The organism is Dyadobacter endophyticus, from assembly GCF_014641595.1.
GTDB classification, from domain to species: Bacteria; Bacteroidota; Bacteroidia; order Cytophagales; family Spirosomataceae; genus Dyadobacter; species Dyadobacter endophyticus.
The window spans coordinates 476,486-492,830 of sequence record NZ_BMIA01000005.1; the positions used below are offsets into that span (position 1 = coordinate 476,486).

The 16,345-nt window shown below is 48.7% G+C and carries 19 protein-coding genes and 1 tRNA gene; 12 read left to right on the forward strand and 8 right to left on the reverse strand.

Annotated features, from left to right (window positions below; genetic code table 11):
* Positions 1-131: 131 nt before the first annotated feature.
* Both plsY and IEY24_RS28950 read left to right on the forward strand, forming a co-directional pair.
* Entirely contained in the window at positions 132-782 is a 651-nt protein-coding gene (gene plsY, locus IEY24_RS28945; RefSeq protein ID WP_188938762.1) for a glycerol-3-phosphate 1-O-acyltransferase PlsY, read from the forward strand.
* Between the two features lie 65 nt (positions 783-847).
* The gene (locus tag IEY24_RS28950) at positions 848-2,248 is read left to right on the forward strand and encodes a dipeptidase (protein ID WP_262892447.1); all 1,401 of its coding nucleotides are present in this window, start codon (positions 848-850) and stop codon (positions 2,246-2,248) included.
* Positions 2,249-2,337: 89 nt separating this feature from the next.
* Here IEY24_RS28950 and IEY24_RS28955 read toward each other — a convergent pair whose 3' ends face one another.
* On the reverse strand, positions 2,338-3,564 hold the full coding sequence (locus tag IEY24_RS28955; RefSeq protein ID WP_188938764.1) for a tetratricopeptide repeat protein: 1,227 nt from the start codon (positions 3,562-3,564) through the stop codon (positions 2,338-2,340).
* 185 nt (positions 3,565-3,749) lie between these two features.
* Here IEY24_RS28955 and hpt point away from each other — a divergent pair, with 185 nt between their 5' ends.
* The 4 genes from hpt to IEY24_RS28975 all read left to right on the forward strand — a co-directional run bounded on the left by hpt (position 3,750) and on the right by IEY24_RS28975 (position 6,447).
* On the forward strand, positions 3,750-4,277 hold the full coding sequence (gene hpt / locus IEY24_RS28960) for a hypoxanthine phosphoribosyltransferase (RefSeq protein ID WP_188938765.1): 528 nt from the start codon (positions 3,750-3,752) through the stop codon (positions 4,275-4,277).
* A 38-nt stretch (positions 4,278-4,315) separates the two neighbouring features.
* Positions 4,316-5,716, forward strand: coding sequence for an MBL fold metallo-hydrolase RNA specificity domain-containing protein (locus tag IEY24_RS28965; RefSeq protein ID WP_188938766.1), 1,401 nt, complete (start codon positions 4,316-4,318; stop codon positions 5,714-5,716).
* An 84-nt stretch (positions 5,717-5,800) separates the two neighbouring features.
* Positions 5,801-5,884, forward strand: a tRNA-Leu gene (locus tag IEY24_RS28970).
* 185 nt (positions 5,885-6,069) lie between these two features.
* Positions 6,070-6,447, forward strand: a complete 378-nt coding sequence (locus IEY24_RS28975; RefSeq protein WP_188938767.1) for a pentapeptide repeat-containing protein — start codon at positions 6,070-6,072, stop codon at positions 6,445-6,447.
* A gap of 52 nt (positions 6,448-6,499) precedes the next feature.
* Here IEY24_RS28975 and IEY24_RS28980 read toward each other — a convergent pair whose 3' ends face one another.
* Positions 6,500-6,673, reverse strand: a complete 174-nt coding sequence (locus tag IEY24_RS28980) for a hypothetical protein (RefSeq protein ID WP_188938768.1) — start codon at positions 6,671-6,673, stop codon at positions 6,500-6,502.
* A gap of 86 nt (positions 6,674-6,759) precedes the next feature.
* Between IEY24_RS28980 and IEY24_RS28985 the strand changes: the two genes are divergently transcribed.
* The gene (locus tag IEY24_RS28985) at positions 6,760-7,428 is read left to right on the forward strand and encodes a ferredoxin reductase domain-containing protein (RefSeq protein WP_188938769.1); all 669 of its coding nucleotides are present in this window, start codon (positions 6,760-6,762) and stop codon (positions 7,426-7,428) included.
* 16 nt (positions 7,429-7,444) lie between these two features.
* Here IEY24_RS28985 and IEY24_RS28990 read toward each other — a convergent pair whose 3' ends face one another.
* Positions 7,445-8,113 (reverse strand): ATP-binding cassette domain-containing protein, encoded by a 669-nt coding sequence (locus IEY24_RS28990; RefSeq protein WP_229223321.1) that lies wholly within the window; start codon positions 8,111-8,113, stop codon positions 7,445-7,447.
* Complete coding sequence (locus IEY24_RS28995) at positions 8,101-8,427, reverse strand: hypothetical protein (RefSeq protein ID WP_188938770.1); 327 nt, start codon at positions 8,425-8,427, stop codon at positions 8,101-8,103. The genes IEY24_RS28990 and IEY24_RS28995 overlap by 13 nt, the downstream gene beginning before the upstream one ends.
* Positions 8,428-8,610: 183 nt before the next feature.
* Here IEY24_RS28995 and IEY24_RS29000 point away from each other — a divergent pair, with 183 nt between their 5' ends.
* The 3 genes from IEY24_RS29000 to IEY24_RS29010 all read left to right on the forward strand — a co-directional run bounded on the left by IEY24_RS29000 (position 8,611) and on the right by IEY24_RS29010 (position 11,603).
* Positions 8,611-9,864 (forward strand): hypothetical protein, encoded by a 1,254-nt coding sequence (locus tag IEY24_RS29000; RefSeq protein WP_188938771.1) that lies wholly within the window; start codon positions 8,611-8,613, stop codon positions 9,862-9,864.
* 90 nt (positions 9,865-9,954) lie between these two features.
* Complete coding sequence (locus IEY24_RS29005) at positions 9,955-10,326, forward strand: BlaI/MecI/CopY family transcriptional regulator (RefSeq protein WP_188938772.1); 372 nt, start codon at positions 9,955-9,957, stop codon at positions 10,324-10,326.
* 5 nt (positions 10,327-10,331) lie between these two features.
* Complete coding sequence (locus IEY24_RS29010) at positions 10,332-11,603, forward strand: M56 family metallopeptidase (RefSeq protein WP_188938773.1); 1,272 nt, start codon at positions 10,332-10,334, stop codon at positions 11,601-11,603.
* A 127-nt stretch (positions 11,604-11,730) separates the two neighbouring features.
* On the opposite strand, the gene IEY24_RS29015 is transcribed toward IEY24_RS29010, so the two are convergent.
* Positions 11,731-12,276, reverse strand: a complete 546-nt coding sequence (locus IEY24_RS29015; RefSeq protein WP_188938774.1) for a CopD family protein — start codon at positions 12,274-12,276, stop codon at positions 11,731-11,733.
* Positions 12,277-12,515: 239 nt separating this feature from the next.
* Here IEY24_RS29015 and msrA point away from each other — a divergent pair, with 239 nt between their 5' ends.
* Positions 12,516-13,109: a peptide-methionine (S)-S-oxide reductase MsrA gene (msrA, locus tag IEY24_RS29020; RefSeq protein WP_229223322.1), complete on the forward strand. Its 594-nt coding sequence runs from the start codon at positions 12,516-12,518 to the stop codon at positions 13,107-13,109.
* A 141-nt stretch (positions 13,110-13,250) separates the two neighbouring features.
* Positions 13,251-13,781: a hypothetical protein gene (locus IEY24_RS29025; protein WP_106599476.1), complete on the forward strand. Its 531-nt coding sequence runs from the start codon at positions 13,251-13,253 to the stop codon at positions 13,779-13,781.
* A 68-nt stretch (positions 13,782-13,849) separates the two neighbouring features.
* On the opposite strand, the gene IEY24_RS29030 is transcribed toward IEY24_RS29025, so the two are convergent.
* The 3 genes from IEY24_RS29030 to IEY24_RS29040 form a co-directional block, all read right to left on the reverse strand.
* A complete protein-coding gene (locus tag IEY24_RS29030) occupies positions 13,850-14,650 on the reverse strand; it encodes a hypothetical protein (RefSeq protein WP_188938775.1) in 801 nt (266 codons plus the stop codon).
* 57 nt (positions 14,651-14,707) lie between these two features.
* Positions 14,708-15,442: a hypothetical protein gene (locus tag IEY24_RS29035; protein ID WP_188938776.1), complete on the reverse strand. Its 735-nt coding sequence runs from the start codon at positions 15,440-15,442 to the stop codon at positions 14,708-14,710.
* A 73-nt stretch (positions 15,443-15,515) separates the two neighbouring features.
* Positions 15,516-16,238: an RluA family pseudouridine synthase gene (locus IEY24_RS29040; RefSeq protein WP_188938838.1), complete on the reverse strand. Its 723-nt coding sequence runs from the start codon at positions 16,236-16,238 to the stop codon at positions 15,516-15,518.
* Between the last annotated feature and the right edge of the window lie 107 nt (positions 16,239-16,345).

Below are 16,345 nucleotides of genomic sequence, written 5' to 3' on the forward strand. Positions count from 1 at the left end.
GTTTCTGCTAATTTTTGAAAAATAGTATCGATCCTGCTAGTTTTGCACTACAATAGCTTGCATAATCCTCCAACTATCGTATTTTTGAGAAAAGCTTTTTGTAGTTTAAATTTATCATTGAATAGTACAAAATGAGTATTGCCTTATTAATAGTTGCGATTGTTGCTGCTTATTTGCTGGGTTCCATCCCAAGTTCAGTCTGGTACGGTATTGGGTACTTTGGAATCGATGTCAGGAAACACGGCAGCGGTAACGCGGGTGCCACCAACACTTTTCGGGTATTGGGCAAACGCGCAGGGACTGTTGTAATGCTCATCGACGTACTGAAAGGCTGGACGGCCACTTGTCTCGCTTCCATGCTTTTCTACATGAACGAAATCGGTGAGACCGAACTCCTGATGTACAAGATCATCTTCGGGATTATCGCTATTATCGGTCACATCTTCCCCATTTTTGTGAATTTCAAAGGCGGCAAAGGCATTGCCACACTGCTCGGAATGGTATTGGCCATTCACCCCGAGCTTGCGTCCGTCTGCATTACTATATTTATTCTGACACTAATTGCATCTCAATACGTATCACTGAGCTCGATCCTCGCGACGTTGGCATTCCCGGTACTTTCGTGGATGGGCGTCTTCGGGCATCCCGAGCCGCTACTTGTTGTTTTTGGCTTTACGATGTTTATCCTCGTTGTTTTTACACACCAGAAAAACATTGGCCGATTGCTCAAAGGCAACGAAAACCGAGTGAACATCTTCGCTAAATCGAAAGCCCGGAGCTGATATTCGTAATCTAACCCTGTTAATCCCAACCCCTGAGGCACAACCTTAGGGGTTATTTTTTTAACTTGACCGCCGATTCAGTTAAGACTAAAAACAACCATTCAATGCAAGAATATATTGAAAAAAACCGCGACCGGTTTTTAAATGAACTGCTCGACCTGCTCCGCATTCCGTCGGTAAGCGCCGATTCGAAGTTCAAGCCCGACATGCTTAAAGCCGCGGAATATGTGCGCGACCGCATCGCCGAAGCCGGTGCCGACCGTGCTGAAATCTATGAAACCGAGGGCCATCCGGTTGTCTACGGCGAAAAGATCGTTGATCCTGCCCTGCCTACCGTGCTCGTGTATGGCCATTACGATGTTCAGCCGGCCGATCCTTACGAACTATGGAACTCTCCCCCGTTTGAACCAATCATCAAAAACGACCGCATTTACGCACGCGGCGCCTGCGACGACAAGGGGCAGTTTTATATGCATATTAAAGCCCTCGAAATCATGCTTGCAACAGGCACGCTTGCGTGTAATGTGAAGGTGATGATTGAAGGGGAAGAAGAGATAGGGTCCTCCAACCTTGGGACATTTGTCCGGAAACACAAGGAAATGCTGCAATGCGATACGATCCTTATTTCCGACACGAGTATTATTGCAAATGACGTTCCGTCGATCGAAACCGGCCTTCGCGGACTGACATATGTTGAAGTGGAAGTAGTCGGAGCCAACCGCGATTTACATTCCGGCGTGTACGGCGGCGGCGTCGCCAACCCTATCAATGTGCTATGCGAAATGATCGCCTCACTAAAAGACGAAAACGGCCACATTACCATTCCAGGGTTCTACGACAAAGTTCAGGACCTGAGCACCTCCGAGCGTGCCGCTCTGAATGCCGCGCCGTTTGATCTGGAAGAATATAAAAAGGATCTCGCTATCGACGACGTAGCCGGCGAAAGAGGCTATACCACCATCGAAAGAACATCCGTTCGCCCGACATTGGACGTAAATGGAATCTGGGGCGGCTACATAGGCGAAGGGGCCAAGACAGTACTCCCGTCCAAAGCGAGCGCCAAAATCTCCATGCGCCTCGTACCCGACCAGAACGACGACGAAATATGCGAAATCTTCACAAAGCATTTCGAATCCATCGCACCGGCTTCTGTGAAAGTGAAAGTAGTACCCCACCACGGCGGTTTGCCCTACGTGACGCCAACAGATTCGGTGGAATACCGTGCGGCGGAGCTGGCAATGGAAGAATCATTTGGCAAAAAGCCGATTCCGACCCGCGGCGGAGGAAGCATCCCGATCGTAGCACTTTTCGAACAGGAACTAGGCTGCAAGAGCATCCTGATGGGTTTCGGCCTTGATATCGATGCCCTGCATTCGCCGAACGAGAGCTACGGGTTGTTCAATTACTATAAAGGGATCGAAACGATTCCGTTGTTTTTCAAACATTATGCGGAATTGAAGAAATAAGGAACATCTCACAAAGCCCTTCGACTTCGCTCAGGGTGACACTAGTGTCATGCTGAGCGAAGTCGAAGCATCAAGCAAGTACGCGCCTCCTAACGCCTTCTCCGTTGCTCACGTTTCATCTTCTTCAAATTCGCGATCGCGGCCTTCGCCTCTTTGTCCTGGCTGGATTTTTTATCCGCGCGGTCATCGGCGAGTTTGTAGTAGCGCAGCGCCTCGTCATAATCCTTTTTTTGCTCCGCAATTTTTCCTAATCCGATCAGCGAGGAAACATAATAGCCCGCATTCATCGAATTGGTTTGCGTTGAATAATCGATCGCTTTCTTATAATACTCGCTCGCCGCGTCGTAATTGCGGTGGTAGTTCATATTGTAATAGGCCAGCACATAAGCGGCATTACGGCCGCTTACTCCTTCATAACCAGGCATTCCCTGACTAATTTTTGTAATAATATTCTGTGCCGCTTGCTCCGCTTCCGCCATTTTTCCGGTAACAAAGGCAGTCCGGCAAAAATACCGCTCGAAATACGGATTGTTCGGATAGGTTTGCCACATATATTTAGCCATTTCGTAAGCCTTGCTGTACTCGTTTTCCATGCTGTAAATCTGCAAGAGAAAATAGCGGGCCTCCACACGCGTGTAAAATGCATTGTTCCCCACCTTTTCCAGCTGCTGCTCGCCGAGCCTTTTGTTTCCTTTTGGGAAGAGTGCCAGGACCGGTTTCAGGATCGGATATTCTTTCGGGACCCATTCGGCGTAATAGTTATACAGCCCGTCGCCAAACAGCAACTCAGGCGAGAGGTCACCATTACCCTTGCATTGTTCGAAATACTTCAATGACTTTTTCCCCGCAAATGCCGCTTTCGCCCAGCTTTCGCGCTCGGCGTAGAGCCTGCCTTTGAATGCGTATGCGGCAGCGAGAAAGAATGCCGGTTCTATTTTATTTTCCTGGTCGTCATACAGCTCCTCAGCCAGCGTAATGGTCGAATCCATTTGCGCAAGGAAGGTTTTGTCATAGGCTTCGTTTTCCGTATTCGGTACAATTTTCCACCATTCGGCCAGACCCATCAGAAAATGGGGCATAGGGTGCTTCGGGTACCGGTATTTGAGCCACCGGAACTCCGCATCTGCCTCGTAAAACTGGTAATTATACAACTTATTGATCGCCTCGGTCGACTCGATCTGAACTCCGGGATTTTGGAGAACCATCGCATACTTCTTGTCCAGTTCGGCCGAAGAATACAATTGCGCGGTTGCAATGTGGCTTGTAATTACAGTTAAGCAGCAGAAAATGATTGTGTTAGCAACTAAGCTTTTCATAGCAAGGGTAAATCTGTCCTATTAACGCCGGATTTATATTTTGCGTTTGTCAGCGGCCCGGTTTTTAAAAAAAGAGTTAATATTGATCCTCAGAGTATTTGCCACGAACCGACTGCCGGCATTCGGCAGCCAGTTTCCAGAAAACGCTTTGTCGTCTTTTGGAACTTGATCCGTACTTCAAAATTATGATTAACATTCTGGATAAAACATTTGTCCCTTTTATTTCGCGCGAAACGATCGAAAACCGTATTTCTGAGTTAGCTGCCGGCATCAATTCCGATTATGCGGATTCGTGCCCGGTATTCATTATCGTACTGAACGGCGCATTTCTTTTTGCCAGTGAGCTCGTCAAGAGCATTTCGCTGGCGTGCGAGATCAATTTTATTCGGCTTTCCTCCTATTCTCAAACGACCTCGTCCGGCATGGTGCGGGAAATTATCGGGATGGATGCCAACATTGCCGGACGAGATGTGATCATTATTGAAGATATTGTGGATACCGGGCTTACCATGTCGCAGCTGATCACAAAAGTGAAGGCGATGTCGCCAAAATCCGTTGAAATCGCTACTTTGCTGCACAAGCCGGAAGCATTGAAAACCCCTGTGGATATGCGCTATGTCGGCTTTGAGATCGAAAATAAATTCGTAGTCGGCTACGGCCTCGACTACGACGGCATTGGGCGCAACCTCGACGCGATCTACGTCCTGGCATGACCTCCTTCTTTTCACCAACGTTCTAAATCCAAACCTTTATGCTGATCCAATTTTTTGGCGCCGCACGCACCGTTACCGGAAGCAAGCACCTCATTACCACCGAAAAAGGAACCAAAATATTACTTGACTGCGGGCTTTTTCAGGGCATTCAAACCGACGAGTTCAACCAGGAATTCGGTTTCAAGCCTGCCGATGTCGATTACGTAGTCCTTTCCCATGCGCACATCGACCACTCAGGCCTACTCCCACGCCTCGTACGCAAGGGTTTCAAAGGGCCAATCTATTGCACCGCTGCCACTGCCGATCTTTGTCGCGTAATGCTGCTCGACAGCGCCCATATCCAGGAAAAAGACCTCGAACGCATTAATAAACGCCGCAAAAAGCAAGGGCGCCCGCTCCTTGAAGAACTTTACAATGCCGAAGACGCCGCCCACGCATTGAGCCTGTTCAAAACTGTGCGTTACGGACAGACGTTTTTTTTGGGTGAAGACAATGAAGTATCGGTAATCCTGACCGACGCCGCGCATTTGCTCGGCAGCGCCGCCGTGCATTTGAGTATTCCAGATGGAGGAACTTTTAAGCAGGTAACGTTTACCGGCGACATCGGCCGCCCCGAAGACCGCATTCTCCGCAAGCCCGAGGAATTCCCACAAGCCGATTACATTATCTGCGAATCTACTTACGGCGACCGGCTGCACGAAAAAGAGATTGATATGCACGCGCATTTGCTGCGCATTGTACAAGAAACGTGCGTCCGTCGTCGTGGCAAACTCATTATTCCCGCCTTTGCGATCGACCGCACGCAGGAGCTCATTTATGCCCTTGACCAGCTTTCGAGTTCAGGCCAACTACCGCAAATCCCCGTCTACATCGACAGTCCGCTCGCGATCCGCGCCACGGCCATTATGAAGGAACACGACGAATGCTTCAACCCCGAAATCCTCGATTACATCGAGAAAGACGGCGACGCATTTGCATTTCCGTACCTCAATTATATTTCAGATGTGCAGCAATCCATCGCCCTTAACGACCACAAAGAACCCTGTATCATCATTTCCGCCTCCGGGATGGCCGAAGCGGGGCGCATCAAGCACCATATCAAAAATAACATCGGAGACCCGAACTCGACGATCCTGCTCGTGGGCTATGCGTCTGCGAACACCCTCGCAGGTGCGTTGAAGCGTGGGGACACGCATGTAAACATCTTCGGCGAGAAGTTCGAGGTCAAATGCCGCGTCGAAACGATGGATTCCTTCTCCGGTCACGGCGATTACAACGAAATGCTGGAATTTCTCTCGTGCCAGAAACCCGAGCGCGTAAAGGAGGTATTCCTTGTGCATGGTGAATACGAGACGCAAATCGCATTCAAATTGAAGCTGGAAAAGGCCGGATACCGCAAAATCCACATTCCGGCGCTGTATGAAGGGGTCAAAATTTAAATTTTTAAGATTTTTTCACCGTCTGAAACTCGAAACGCTTGTAAAGTCCAAAACAAGATTGCTATCTTTGCCCACCCAATTCAAGCCGAAGTGGTGAAACTGGTAGACACGCACGTTTCAGGGGCGTGAGGGAGCAATCCTGTGCGGGTTCGAGTCCCGCCTTCGGCACAAAACGCTGTTTCTGTTATCAGGAACGGCGTTTTTGCTTTTCGGGACAAATAGCGGGACAAAAAAATCACACACGATAGAAGCCTGATTTTTGGCACAATTGCACCGCAATTTCGTCGCATTTGGCCCTTTTACACTGGCTGTTAGGAAGCTAACTTTACATTAGCCAAAACCAAACGACCATCATGGAAACCATCAAACAAATTGCGCTCGACAGCGAATGTGCCGTCATCACTGCCCACTGCGTTATGCTGTCCGACTCGACATTCAACGACGTGAACATGAGTAATATATCGATTACGGATGCGAATTTGAGCGACCTCAAAATCGAAGGCGCACAGCTGGGCGGGGCGGTGTTTCAGAACATAGGTATGTGCCCGCCCGATCACCCGATGTACGACCCGGAGGCAGAACAGCGGCCGCTCCTTTTCGAACATTGTGATTTGCATAAGAGCAGGTTCGTCCATTGCGATCTGAGCGGTATCGAAATATCCGGATGCAATATTGAAGGATTGACGATTAATGGAAAACTGATTTCCGATCTGCTAAAAAACAGCATTTGAATCCGGAATCAATCTTCATGTCAGCCGCTGTGACCTCACCGGGCCAAGGATCTCAAAACCGCATGCTCAATCCGCCATTGAAAACGCCTTTATAACCATAGCCTAATTCCATAAATACGATATCCGTCAGCCATCGTCGCTTTTCCGTCGCATTCCCGATCATTACATTGCCACCTACCTCGGCACTACACCCGCTACTTTCAGTCGTTGCCTTAAACCATGCCATTCGACAAAAACCGTTCTTGACAGCGGCCCTGGGAGTGCGTATTTTGCATCAAGTTTGTATCCACAACGCATTCGAAACCTACCGTCATGGCCGACTATTCCGTCAAACTGCTCGCTAAAAAGCCTGTTACGCATAACGTAAATGCCTATACCGTAGAGAAACCGGCGGGTTTCACGTACTCTCCCGGCCAGGCTACCGATTTTTCGATCCTGAAAGATCAATGGGCTGCAGAAAAGCGGCCGTTCACATTCACGTCGCTGCCCACGTCGGATACGCTCGAATTCACGATCAAATCCTACACCGACCACGAGGGCGTAACCAATGCACTGACGCACGTGCAGCCGGGCGACAGTTTCGAGATCAGCGACGCCTGGGGCGCCATCGAATACAAAGGCGAAGGCGTATTCCTGGCCGGAGGCGCCGGTATTACGCCATTTCTGGCCATTTTCAGGGATTTGTATTCCAAAGGGCAGGTCGGGGTAAACCAGCTGTTCTTCTCCAACCGCACCACGGCCGACATTATCCTTAAAGAAGAGCTCGAACAAATCCTCGGCGAGCATTTCTTCAACCTCATTTCGGGCGAAAATGCAGGCGGTTACCATCACGGCCGTATCGACAAGGCTTTTCTGCAAAAACACATCACGAATTTCGACCAGCCTTTTTACGTCTGCGGGCCGGATGCATTCACGGAATCGATTTTGAAAACATTGGAAGAGCTAGGCGCCAGCGCGGAAGCATTGATTTTTGAAAAGTAGCTTTTTAATGAATGTCTTATAAATATCCAAACTCTTCCAGTTCAGAATAAACATCTTTAAGCAAGATACTGCGTCCTACGGGCACGATCAGGTATGTTGCATCCGCGAGGCCCAGGACGTCTTCATACGCATGATCTGAAATCAGAATACCTTTCCGGGCCTTTTGCTCAGTAATCACTCTTCTCATTTGCTCGATACTAAGGGGCGAAAGCGCGGCAAATGGCTCATCGAGCAAGGTAAATGCCACGGGCATCAGCAGCACGAGCAACGTTCCCAGCAGCCGTCGGTTACCGGTCGACAGGTCTTTAACACGGGTAAGATTGTACTGCTCCAAATCTTGAAAATGGCGGCACAGATCCGTAAAATCGACTTTATACAACCTGCATACCTCGCTCACGCGCAGGTTTGAGGGGATAAAAGCGTGCTGTGGCAGGTAGCTGATCAGTCCCGGATGCTGATAGGGATGTGATACATAGTCACCATTGAACCTTACCGATTGGTTTTGCCCCCGGAGCGTTCCGAAAATCATTTGCATCAGGCTGGACTTCCCCGTCCCGTTACGCCCGAGCAGCCCTGTCACATGGCCTGTCTGCATTTGAAGGTAAATATTTTGCAGGATTTTGCATCCCTCATATTCCAGCCACATGCTATCGGCTTCGAGCACATGCCCTTTCATCTTATCCATTCACTTGCTAACTGGATAATACCCATTGATAAAGAGAAGAGTACGAAATCCGCTACAAATGCCGCGGCGAAAAGCTGCCGCTGAGATAGGTTCGCATTGGCATAAAAGAAAAACAAATGTGCATACCTGCGCCGGAAAATGTAAATGGTGATGCCTTGCAAAAAGAATTTGAAAAGGACCAGCGCGGGTATCAGCACATAAAGATTCCGGGCCGTCGGGCAGCCCAATGCGCGCCAGGCCGCCATCGGAATGGCCCACAAATAAAATCCGAACGAACGGTAAAAGATGGCTGACAAATGCAGTTTTGTCTTCATTCAGAACACCTTAACTATTGATATTTGCTAAAATAGCAACCAGCGTTCTAATTAATTCGGGTTTAAGAATTTTTAACAACTTATCAAACGAGCTATTTTTAAAATCATCGGCATTTCCATACAACCATTTCTATTAAAACACACCTCTTTCATCAGGCCGGGGCCGCATTTACTTCTGTTTGCATGAAATACTTCTTACCGCTGCTATTGATCCTTCTGAAATCGTTGACTGTCGCTGCGCAGGACACTATTCGCGTGACTTACAGCGAAGAACCCGATACACTGAGCGTCCGGCAGAAGTTTATCGACCGGTACGACAATGTGTTTATGACGCGTGTGCCTACGAAACATATTGTCAAGGCTGGATATCGGACTTCCGACCTCAGAGGGATCGGTATTGGAGTCGATATCAGCTACGAGTATAAGTTGCTACCCTTCCTGTCGGTAGAAGCAACTTTGCGCGGCCAGACAAACGCAGCAAACGATGCCATTTATAGCCGCACATTTGTCAAACCCTGGCGCGGTAACACTTGGCTGGGCGCGAAAGCACGCTGGTACTATGCCATGCCCGCGAGGATCCGAAAAGGGCTGAATGCAAACAATTTCAGCGGGGCTTACCTGGCAATGTCTTACGAGCTCCCATTAAAATCGATAGACCGGTACAATAGCAGCCCATACAAGCGGATCGTAGGAGTTGCGTCCGGCTTTCAGAGCCGCTTCCTGAATTGGGGACATATCGATATTTCATTCGGAGCCTACTACACGGAGCCAAGGCCGAGGGAAGCATCGTGGCACCCTCTTTATTCCAACAAAAGTCCCGTCGACTTCAAACGAAATATTATTTTTTCAACGCAAATGACCGTCGGAATTGCGCTGGGAGACTGGAAGCGCTCCCTGCCTTCTCAGTTATGCGAAGTACTGCTATGCGATGAGGAAATTCACAATCAATGGAAACTACGCTTTCCGGAATTCAGCATAGGTCTGGACCAGCAGTCGTTGCGCACAGGGATTGCGCGCGAAGCTAAATTCGGCAAAAGCCCCTTTTCGCTCGACATGAGTGCTAATGCTGAATTTTACGATAGGAAATGGGACTCTGTGCGCGGATCTTCGATTAAAGTGGGCCTGCAGCCGCGATATTACTTTCTGCAGCGCATGCAGATCCGTCGCGGCAAATCGGGCAATAATCTTTCCGGTTTTTATACAGCCTTCGAAATCGCGATGCTTCATACCAAATACGGAACCACCGGCTACTTCCCTAATATAAATGAAAGGTACTGGTCAATTTCACCGTCGATAGGTTTTCAGCAACGACTGTTTAAACATATTTATGTGGATACGAATGTCGGTTATCATGTGTTGCCGGCAGACGTGCCCTACCCTTATGACGCCCTTCACCGGCGTTATTCTGCCAGGCTTGAGCTTGGATTTACATTTTGAGCATTCTCCATGAACATCAGAAATATCTTGTTTTAAAGATTTCAACTAAATATAAGTTTGATAACTAAATTTTAGTTATACCTTTGAATCATGGAACCGCTTAGTCATTCGGAAGAAAACATCATGCGCATTCTCTGGGAGCTGGGAGAAGGCGTGATTCACGACATTCTTGATAAATTGCCCGAGCCGAAGCCGCCTTACACGACTGTTTCGTCTGTCGTAAGGCTCTTGGAAAAAAAAGCCTTTGTCGATCACAAGGCGTATGGCAAAACGCATGTTTATTTCCCGGCCATTTCCCGGGATCAATACGCCCGGAGGTCGTTTTCCGACCTTATGAAGCACTATTTCGAAGGTTCTCCCAAGAACATTGTATCGTTTATAGTCCAGGAAAACGCCTTGAAACCAGACGAAGTAAATGAATTGAAGCAATTGATCGATTCATACTACCCTCCCAAATCGTAAACGCCATGGCCGGTACCTATCTGTTGGAAGTGAACCTTTGCCTGGCGCTTGTGATCCTGCTTTACAGGGCCGCTTTTCGAAGGCTTACCTTCTTTGCAGCCAACCGGCTATACCTGCTTTTCGGGATGGTGTTCAGTATCCTAGCCCCTGCATTGAGACTGCCGCTTTGGCCGGGCCAATGGGAGCAGCCTTCGGGAGTGGCAGCGCGTTTCTTCCCGGAGTATGCATTGGTTGAAGGCATTGCCGGTGATTCCCCGCAAGCATACGGGTCCGGTTTTTCACAAACCCTCTGGATAATTTATGGTTGCATTGCAGCCTGGCATTTGTATAAATTGTTCGCAGACATTTTCGCCGTCGCCCGGCTGATCCGGAAATACCCTTCCCGGAAACTGGGAACTGTGCGGCTCGTGTTGGTGGACAATGAAATACCTGCCTCCTCTTTTTTCAACTACATTTTTATCAACCAAAACCTGCCTGATAATGCGTCCTTGCGTACATGCATCGCGCACGAGCTCGTGCATTGCAGGCAAGGGCATTCGGGCGACTGGCTGCTAGTCCGGCTGCTTAGCGCGTGCTGCTGGTTCAATCCGCTGATGCGTTTCTGGCGGGAAGCGATCACGGTCAATCATGAATTCATCGCCGACGCACAGGCCGCACGCCAGGCCGGGAGATTTCGTTACACGCATCTGCTCCTGAACCTGTCGTCATCTACGCAAATCTCACCCCTGCATTACTTTTCATATTATGGTCAAATCAAATCACGAATTATCATGCTACATCAAACTCCATCCAGGGCCGTCAGCCGACTGCGCTTCCTGGCAGCCGTGCCATTGGCGGCATTAATGCTGCTCTTCTTTTCCTGCGAAATACCGGGCGGCGAAGCGAACAACATTTCAGAATATCTCAATAAAGACCTCGTAGGAATGTGGGAAAATATGAACCGCATTACGATCAACGACAACGACGGCAAAACGCCGCGCGATTTTCCTGAACGATCGGGTGATGTAAAAGTATGTTTGTCAAAACTGGAACTCCGGGCCGACGGTCGCTTTGAAATGCGCGATGCCGGCAATGCCAGCAAGCTCACCGGCACCTGGCAAAGCAATAGTGCTGGCAATGCCGTTCAGCTTTTCTGCAACAATGAAAAAACAGGAACGTCGGTCATTGCCTTGGAGCTCGAAGGCGACAGCGACGGAAGTATTGCCGCCTGGCAGCATTATTCTGCTGACGAAAAGCTTTCAGCAGGTCACGTATTTTACGAATACAAAAAACTCTAAAATTTTTTAGTCTTTATAACTAAATTTTAGTTACAAAACGAAATACAAGTAATGCCAGGTGGGATTATTGAAGTAAAAAGCCCTTCGGACGACATGTTCAAAGGGCTTTGCTATTTTTTGAAATACGCTAAACTCCTGCCTTCTTTTCCCGCATTCTCTTGACGACCCGCACGGCGGTCATGATCACAATCGCGAAAGCAATCAGACCGAGCACGCCCCACAGCCAGTCGACGGTGTTTTTTAATACTACCAAAAAGACGATGGAAAACAGGAATATCGTCGCTACTTCGTTGAAAAGACGCAATTGAAAGGAACTATACCGGAATTTTCCCTGCCGGAGTTCCAGTAATATTTTACGGGTAATGGAATGGTAAGCCAATAGGCCCAACACAAAAACCAGTTTCAGCTTCATCCAACCCTGGTCAAGCCAGGCGGGGGTAATGTAGAGCATCGCTGTTCCGCATAGCAATGCAAGCCAGCATGCGGGTGTCATGATTGCATTGAACAACAGCTTCTCCATTTTCGTAAATTGTGCCAAAAGGATTTCGCGTTCGGGGCTCGGCTTGTCGTTGGCCTCGGTGTGGTACACAAACAGGCGGGGCATGTAAAAAAGCCCTGCAAACCAGCTGACTACAAATATGATATGAAGTGCTTTGAAATGAAGATAGGTCATAAACTACCGGAGATTTGATGTCGACGGAATAGGATGCTATCCCGATCTTTTGGCGTTCAAATTTCGTAAATATTATACGATTACGGTCATAAAACTTTATTGGCCCCGTAATCGTTACCGAAACAGTGATAACCCGTATTGTTATGATGAGAACCACCATCCCGATTTTCACGTTTATATTTTTGTGTTGCATGGCCCTCGTGTCGTGTGCGCAGACAGACAAAAAACACAAGAGCAAAATGGACAAAGAAGCAGCCTCAACCGCACTCGACGAAAGCAACGTCGATACCGCGAACACACAAGTCGCAACATTTGGTACGGGATGTTTCTGGTGTACCGAGGCCGTAATGGAATCACTCGAAGGCGTTAAGAAGGTGGTTTCGGGCTACTCGGGCGGGCACGACCCCAATCCCAATTATAAGGCAGTATGCACAGGTAATACCGGTCACGCGGAGTGCGTGGAAGTGACGTACGATCCCAAGGTGATCAGTTACGCCGACCTGCTGGAAGCGTTCTTCCGCAGCCACGACCCTACTTCGCTGAACCGCCAGGGAAATGATGTGGGTACGCAATACCGTTCAGTCGTTTTTTACCATACCGACGAGCAGAAACAGCTGGCGGAAACGGCCAAAGCGGAATTGGACAAATCGGGCGCTTATGCGAATCCGATTGTAACCGAAATCACTAAATTCCAGAAGTTTTATCCTGCCGAAGACTACCACCAGAATTATTTTGCCAACAATCCCGACCAGGGCTACTGCGCCTTCGTGATTGCACCAAAACTGGACAAATTCAAAAAGGTCTTTAAGGATAAGCTCCGGAAGCACATCTGATTTTGGATTAAAAAAAGATACCGAAACCACTTATAAAGTGGGAAACTCCGGTTAATAACTATAAATGGCACAAGTTTTGAAGCATTGAAATAAAGGCTTTAATTTGTGCCATTATTCTTTAACAATAACTAATCTATTACGATGAAAAAGACTCTATTCATGCTGGTAGTTGCAGCCCTTTTCAGCGCAGCTTCCGAGAAGGCGTTCGCCCAATTTGAAAAAGGAGATAAATTATTGAATGCTGGTATTAACCTCGGCGGTACATATGGCGGCGGTGGCGTCGGTGTAGGTGCTTCGTTCGAAGGTGGTATCCATGACTTTATCAGCGTTGGTGGCCAGGCTGACTTTACGACCTGGAACTACGGCTACGTTGGGTACAAGTGGAGATATAACTTCTTCACCATTGCGGCGAGGGGCTCTTACCACTACGGAAAGCACTTCCTGAAACTGGACAACCTTGATTTGTACGCAGGACCTTCACTCGGTTACCGTGTTTCTTCTTTCAGCGATCCTGATGGCTGGTCAGGCGTTTACGATGACGGCTACGGAAGCGGTGTTTTCTTCGGCGTATTCGCAGGAGCACGTTACTACTTCAAACCTAACATGGGCGTATTTGCGGAAGTTGGTTACAACGCATCTCCATTGAAAGCGGGTATCGCATTCAAATTCTAAGAAATTTAAGTCACAAAAAAAGCGGGCTCCGAAGCATTTCGGAGCCCGCTTTTTTTGTGACCTATTGATCAGAAATTCAATGCCAATGTCAGGCTTCCTGCCCGTTGCGACGGGTTGAACGACGGCCTGATACTAATCGTCAGAGGTTCTCCGCGACGGATCAGCTCCCGGCGGATGCGGCTGGCCTTGGCACCGTTCTTGCCTCCTTTCACAAAGCCCACAGTACCGAACGTTATTGCGCCGGCAAATCCTCCCAGCATCATGTAGGCACCTTTACGCGCCCGCAGCTCGTCCTGATAACTCTTGTAATTGCCGTTGTCGTCCATAGCGCTGGCCACAATGCCCGTGCCGATTGCCGCCACAATCACGCCCACGGAAGTCCCTGCAATCCCCATGACCATCCCGCCTTTCGAGCGCGTTTTATAATAGGTGTACATGCTCCGTAAATGGTCGGGCGAAGCACTTCTGACATCCTCGGCGAACTGAACCGAGGGCTTTACCGGTCCGTTGGCAACCTTTCGCGCAGCAGGGCCAGGCTCGTGCTGCCGGGCGGCGGGAGTCGGCTTCGTGGGAGAATAGTAGTTCTGCACTTCAAGCGTCGCCTCAAACGTTTCCTCCTCACCGTTCCCGTAGCGGATTGAAGCGATATCCGACTTTTTAACTGAAAAAAGCGGCCCTTCCGGGTCGCTGATTTTTTTGTATTTCACTACCTGGTCATCCACTTCCTGGATAAATACTTCCAGTTTGGACTCGTCGCGCAGCTTAATCACATCCGCTTTACGCGGTGTTTGTGCATTTGCCTGAACGACAAATAATAGCATTAACATGGCTAAAAGCTGATTTTTCAGCTTTGGTAAAATTACTTTCATGAGGGAAGGACTTTTTGTAACTGTTTTAACCCTATGAAAGTAATCAATTTACCGCAATCAGAAAGACAACCTCAGCCCCAGCCTTGCCGATTTATTGAACGGATCGACGTATGGTGTAATCCTGAAAGTGGTCAGCGGCTGGTTCCTGCGCTGCAATTCATTCTTGACCTTTTCGGCCTTCTTACTATGAATTTTATAGTTTTTAAAACCGATTAACCCAAAAACAACCCCCACAGCCGGTCCCGCGATCGCGAGGGAAGCGCCGATGGTCTTGTTATCGGGACTATCGCCTGTGCTTGCCACAATAATGCCTGATACCAGTGTCGCCACAGCTACTGATGTGAAGACGATGGCACCCTGCTTGCCGTCTATCGCGCGGTTATGATGATATTCATACTTATCGCGCAACTGGTCGGAATTAGCCATTACTACACTTTTCTCGAACGGATCAGTCGGCAGATTGTTCAAATCCGCATACTGGCCGACGCTGTCGGGCGGAATGCGCCCCGGCGGAATCGAGTCCTTTACGTTGATGATCTTGCCGTTTTTCAGCAACACCCGGGCTACCTGATCCAGATAAATGTAGGTAGCGGCGCTATCGGCCTTGCCAAGGTCGCGATAATTGATCTTTTCGTAGCTCATTTGTGTAATGAGCGCCTGGATACGCGAACTGTCGCGCTTGATAATCACGTCGTTTTTTCGGCCGGTCTGCGCGCTGGCAGCCATGCTCACCAATGCAAACAACAGCATCAGTGGCAGGAAAGAAGTACTTCGTAACGTGTGTGCCCGCATAGTTTTAGGTTTTTGAATGGAAAAAGATGATTTAAACGTACGCAACTTTTAACATCCAACAAAAACCATGCTATTACACGCCGAATTTATTGAGCTGTTTCACAAGCACTTCGAAATCTTTCGGGTAAGGCGCCTCCACACGTATAGGATCACCGTTCATAACCGCAAACGAAAGCGACCGCGCATGCAACGCAACACGCTGAATAAGAGACTGTTCCTCTGTATCTTTTTTCAAATTGAACTTCCTTTTCAGGCTTGAAAGGAAAATCGGTTCGCCGCCGTATTGCGGGTCGTTGACGATCGGGGCTTTCAGGCATGACAAATGTACGCGGATCTGGTGCATACGCCCTGTAATGGGGATACATTCCACTAAAGTGTAGCCGCGGTAAACCTGCAAAGTGTTGAATATGGTCTCTGCCTCCTTCCCTTCCGCACGGTCGATTTTCACCGCCGTTCCGTTTTTCAATGGCAGGATCGGCAGGTAAACCGACACACCTTCCAGATCATGAATGCCGTTAACGACTGCGTGGTAACGTTTTGTCACCTCCCGGTGCTCGAATTGCATGGCCAAATGGCGATAAGCAGCGGGATTTTTAGCGAATGCCAATGCGCCGGAAGTTTCCTTATCGAGGCGATGGGCGGCTTGCAAATCGGGGTTATATTCTTTGGCAAGACGAAGTACGCTGCCTCCGCGGTCGGCCGTACGCTCATCGAGCGTAGCCAGGTGCGGCGGTTTATTCACCACTAAAAAATCCTCGTCCTCGAATATGATAATGTCTTTGAAATTGATCTTCATGATATTGTTATAAAAATAATCCGGATGATGCGCCTCGGTCGGGCCATTCATCCGGATTCTCTCGGCCATTGGCCTTTATCCGATACAAAGATACTTATACTATTTGT

Excerpts from the sequence above, each read along its gene's own strand:
- IEY24_RS29015 (WP_188938774.1), bottom strand. The coding sequence starts at position 12,276 with ATGACCTATCTTCATTTCAAAGCACTTCATATCATATTTGTAGTCAGC.
- IEY24_RS29000 (WP_188938771.1), top strand. The coding sequence starts at position 8,611 with ATGAAATACTTCTTACCGCTGCTATTGATCCTTCTGAAATCGTTGACT.
- IEY24_RS28975 (WP_188938767.1), top strand. The coding sequence starts at position 6,070 with ATGGAAACCATCAAACAAATTGCGCTCGACAGCGAATGTGCCGTCATC.
- IEY24_RS29040 (WP_188938838.1), bottom strand. The coding sequence starts at position 16,238 with ATGAAGATCAATTTCAAAGACATTATCATATTCGAGGACGAGGATTTT.
- hpt (WP_188938765.1), top strand. The coding sequence starts at position 3,750 with ATGATTAACATTCTGGATAAAACATTTGTCCCTTTTATTTCGCGCGAA.
- IEY24_RS28955 (WP_188938764.1), bottom strand. The coding sequence starts at position 3,564 with ATGAAAAGCTTAGTTGCTAACACAATCATTTTCTGCTGCTTAACTGTA.
- IEY24_RS29010 (WP_188938773.1), top strand. The coding sequence starts at position 10,332 with ATGGCCGGTACCTATCTGTTGGAAGTGAACCTTTGCCTGGCGCTTGTG.
- IEY24_RS28980 (WP_188938768.1), bottom strand. The coding sequence starts at position 6,673 with ATGGCATGGTTTAAGGCAACGACTGAAAGTAGCGGGTGTAGTGCCGAG.
- IEY24_RS28985 (WP_188938769.1), top strand. The coding sequence starts at position 6,760 with ATGGCCGACTATTCCGTCAAACTGCTCGCTAAAAAGCCTGTTACGCAT.
- IEY24_RS28990 (WP_229223321.1), bottom strand. The coding sequence starts at position 8,113 with ATGGATAAGATGAAAGGGCATGTGCTCGAAGCCGATAGCATGTGGCTG.
- IEY24_RS29025 (WP_106599476.1), top strand. The coding sequence starts at position 13,251 with ATGAAAAAGACTCTATTCATGCTGGTAGTTGCAGCCCTTTTCAGCGCA.
- IEY24_RS28995 (WP_188938770.1), bottom strand. The coding sequence starts at position 8,427 with ATGAAGACAAAACTGCATTTGTCAGCCATCTTTTACCGTTCGTTCGGA.
- plsY (WP_188938762.1), top strand. The coding sequence starts at position 132 with ATGAGTATTGCCTTATTAATAGTTGCGATTGTTGCTGCTTATTTGCTG.
- IEY24_RS29035 (WP_188938776.1), bottom strand. The coding sequence starts at position 15,442 with ATGCGGGCACACACGTTACGAAGTACTTCTTTCCTGCCACTGATGCTG.
- IEY24_RS28965 (WP_188938766.1), top strand. The coding sequence starts at position 4,316 with ATGCTGATCCAATTTTTTGGCGCCGCACGCACCGTTACCGGAAGCAAG.
- IEY24_RS29005 (WP_188938772.1), top strand. The coding sequence starts at position 9,955 with ATGGAACCGCTTAGTCATTCGGAAGAAAACATCATGCGCATTCTCTGG.
- msrA (WP_229223322.1), top strand. The coding sequence starts at position 12,516 with ATGGACAAAGAAGCAGCCTCAACCGCACTCGACGAAAGCAACGTCGAT.
- IEY24_RS29030 (WP_188938775.1), bottom strand. The coding sequence starts at position 14,650 with ATGAAAGTAATTTTACCAAAGCTGAAAAATCAGCTTTTAGCCATGTTA.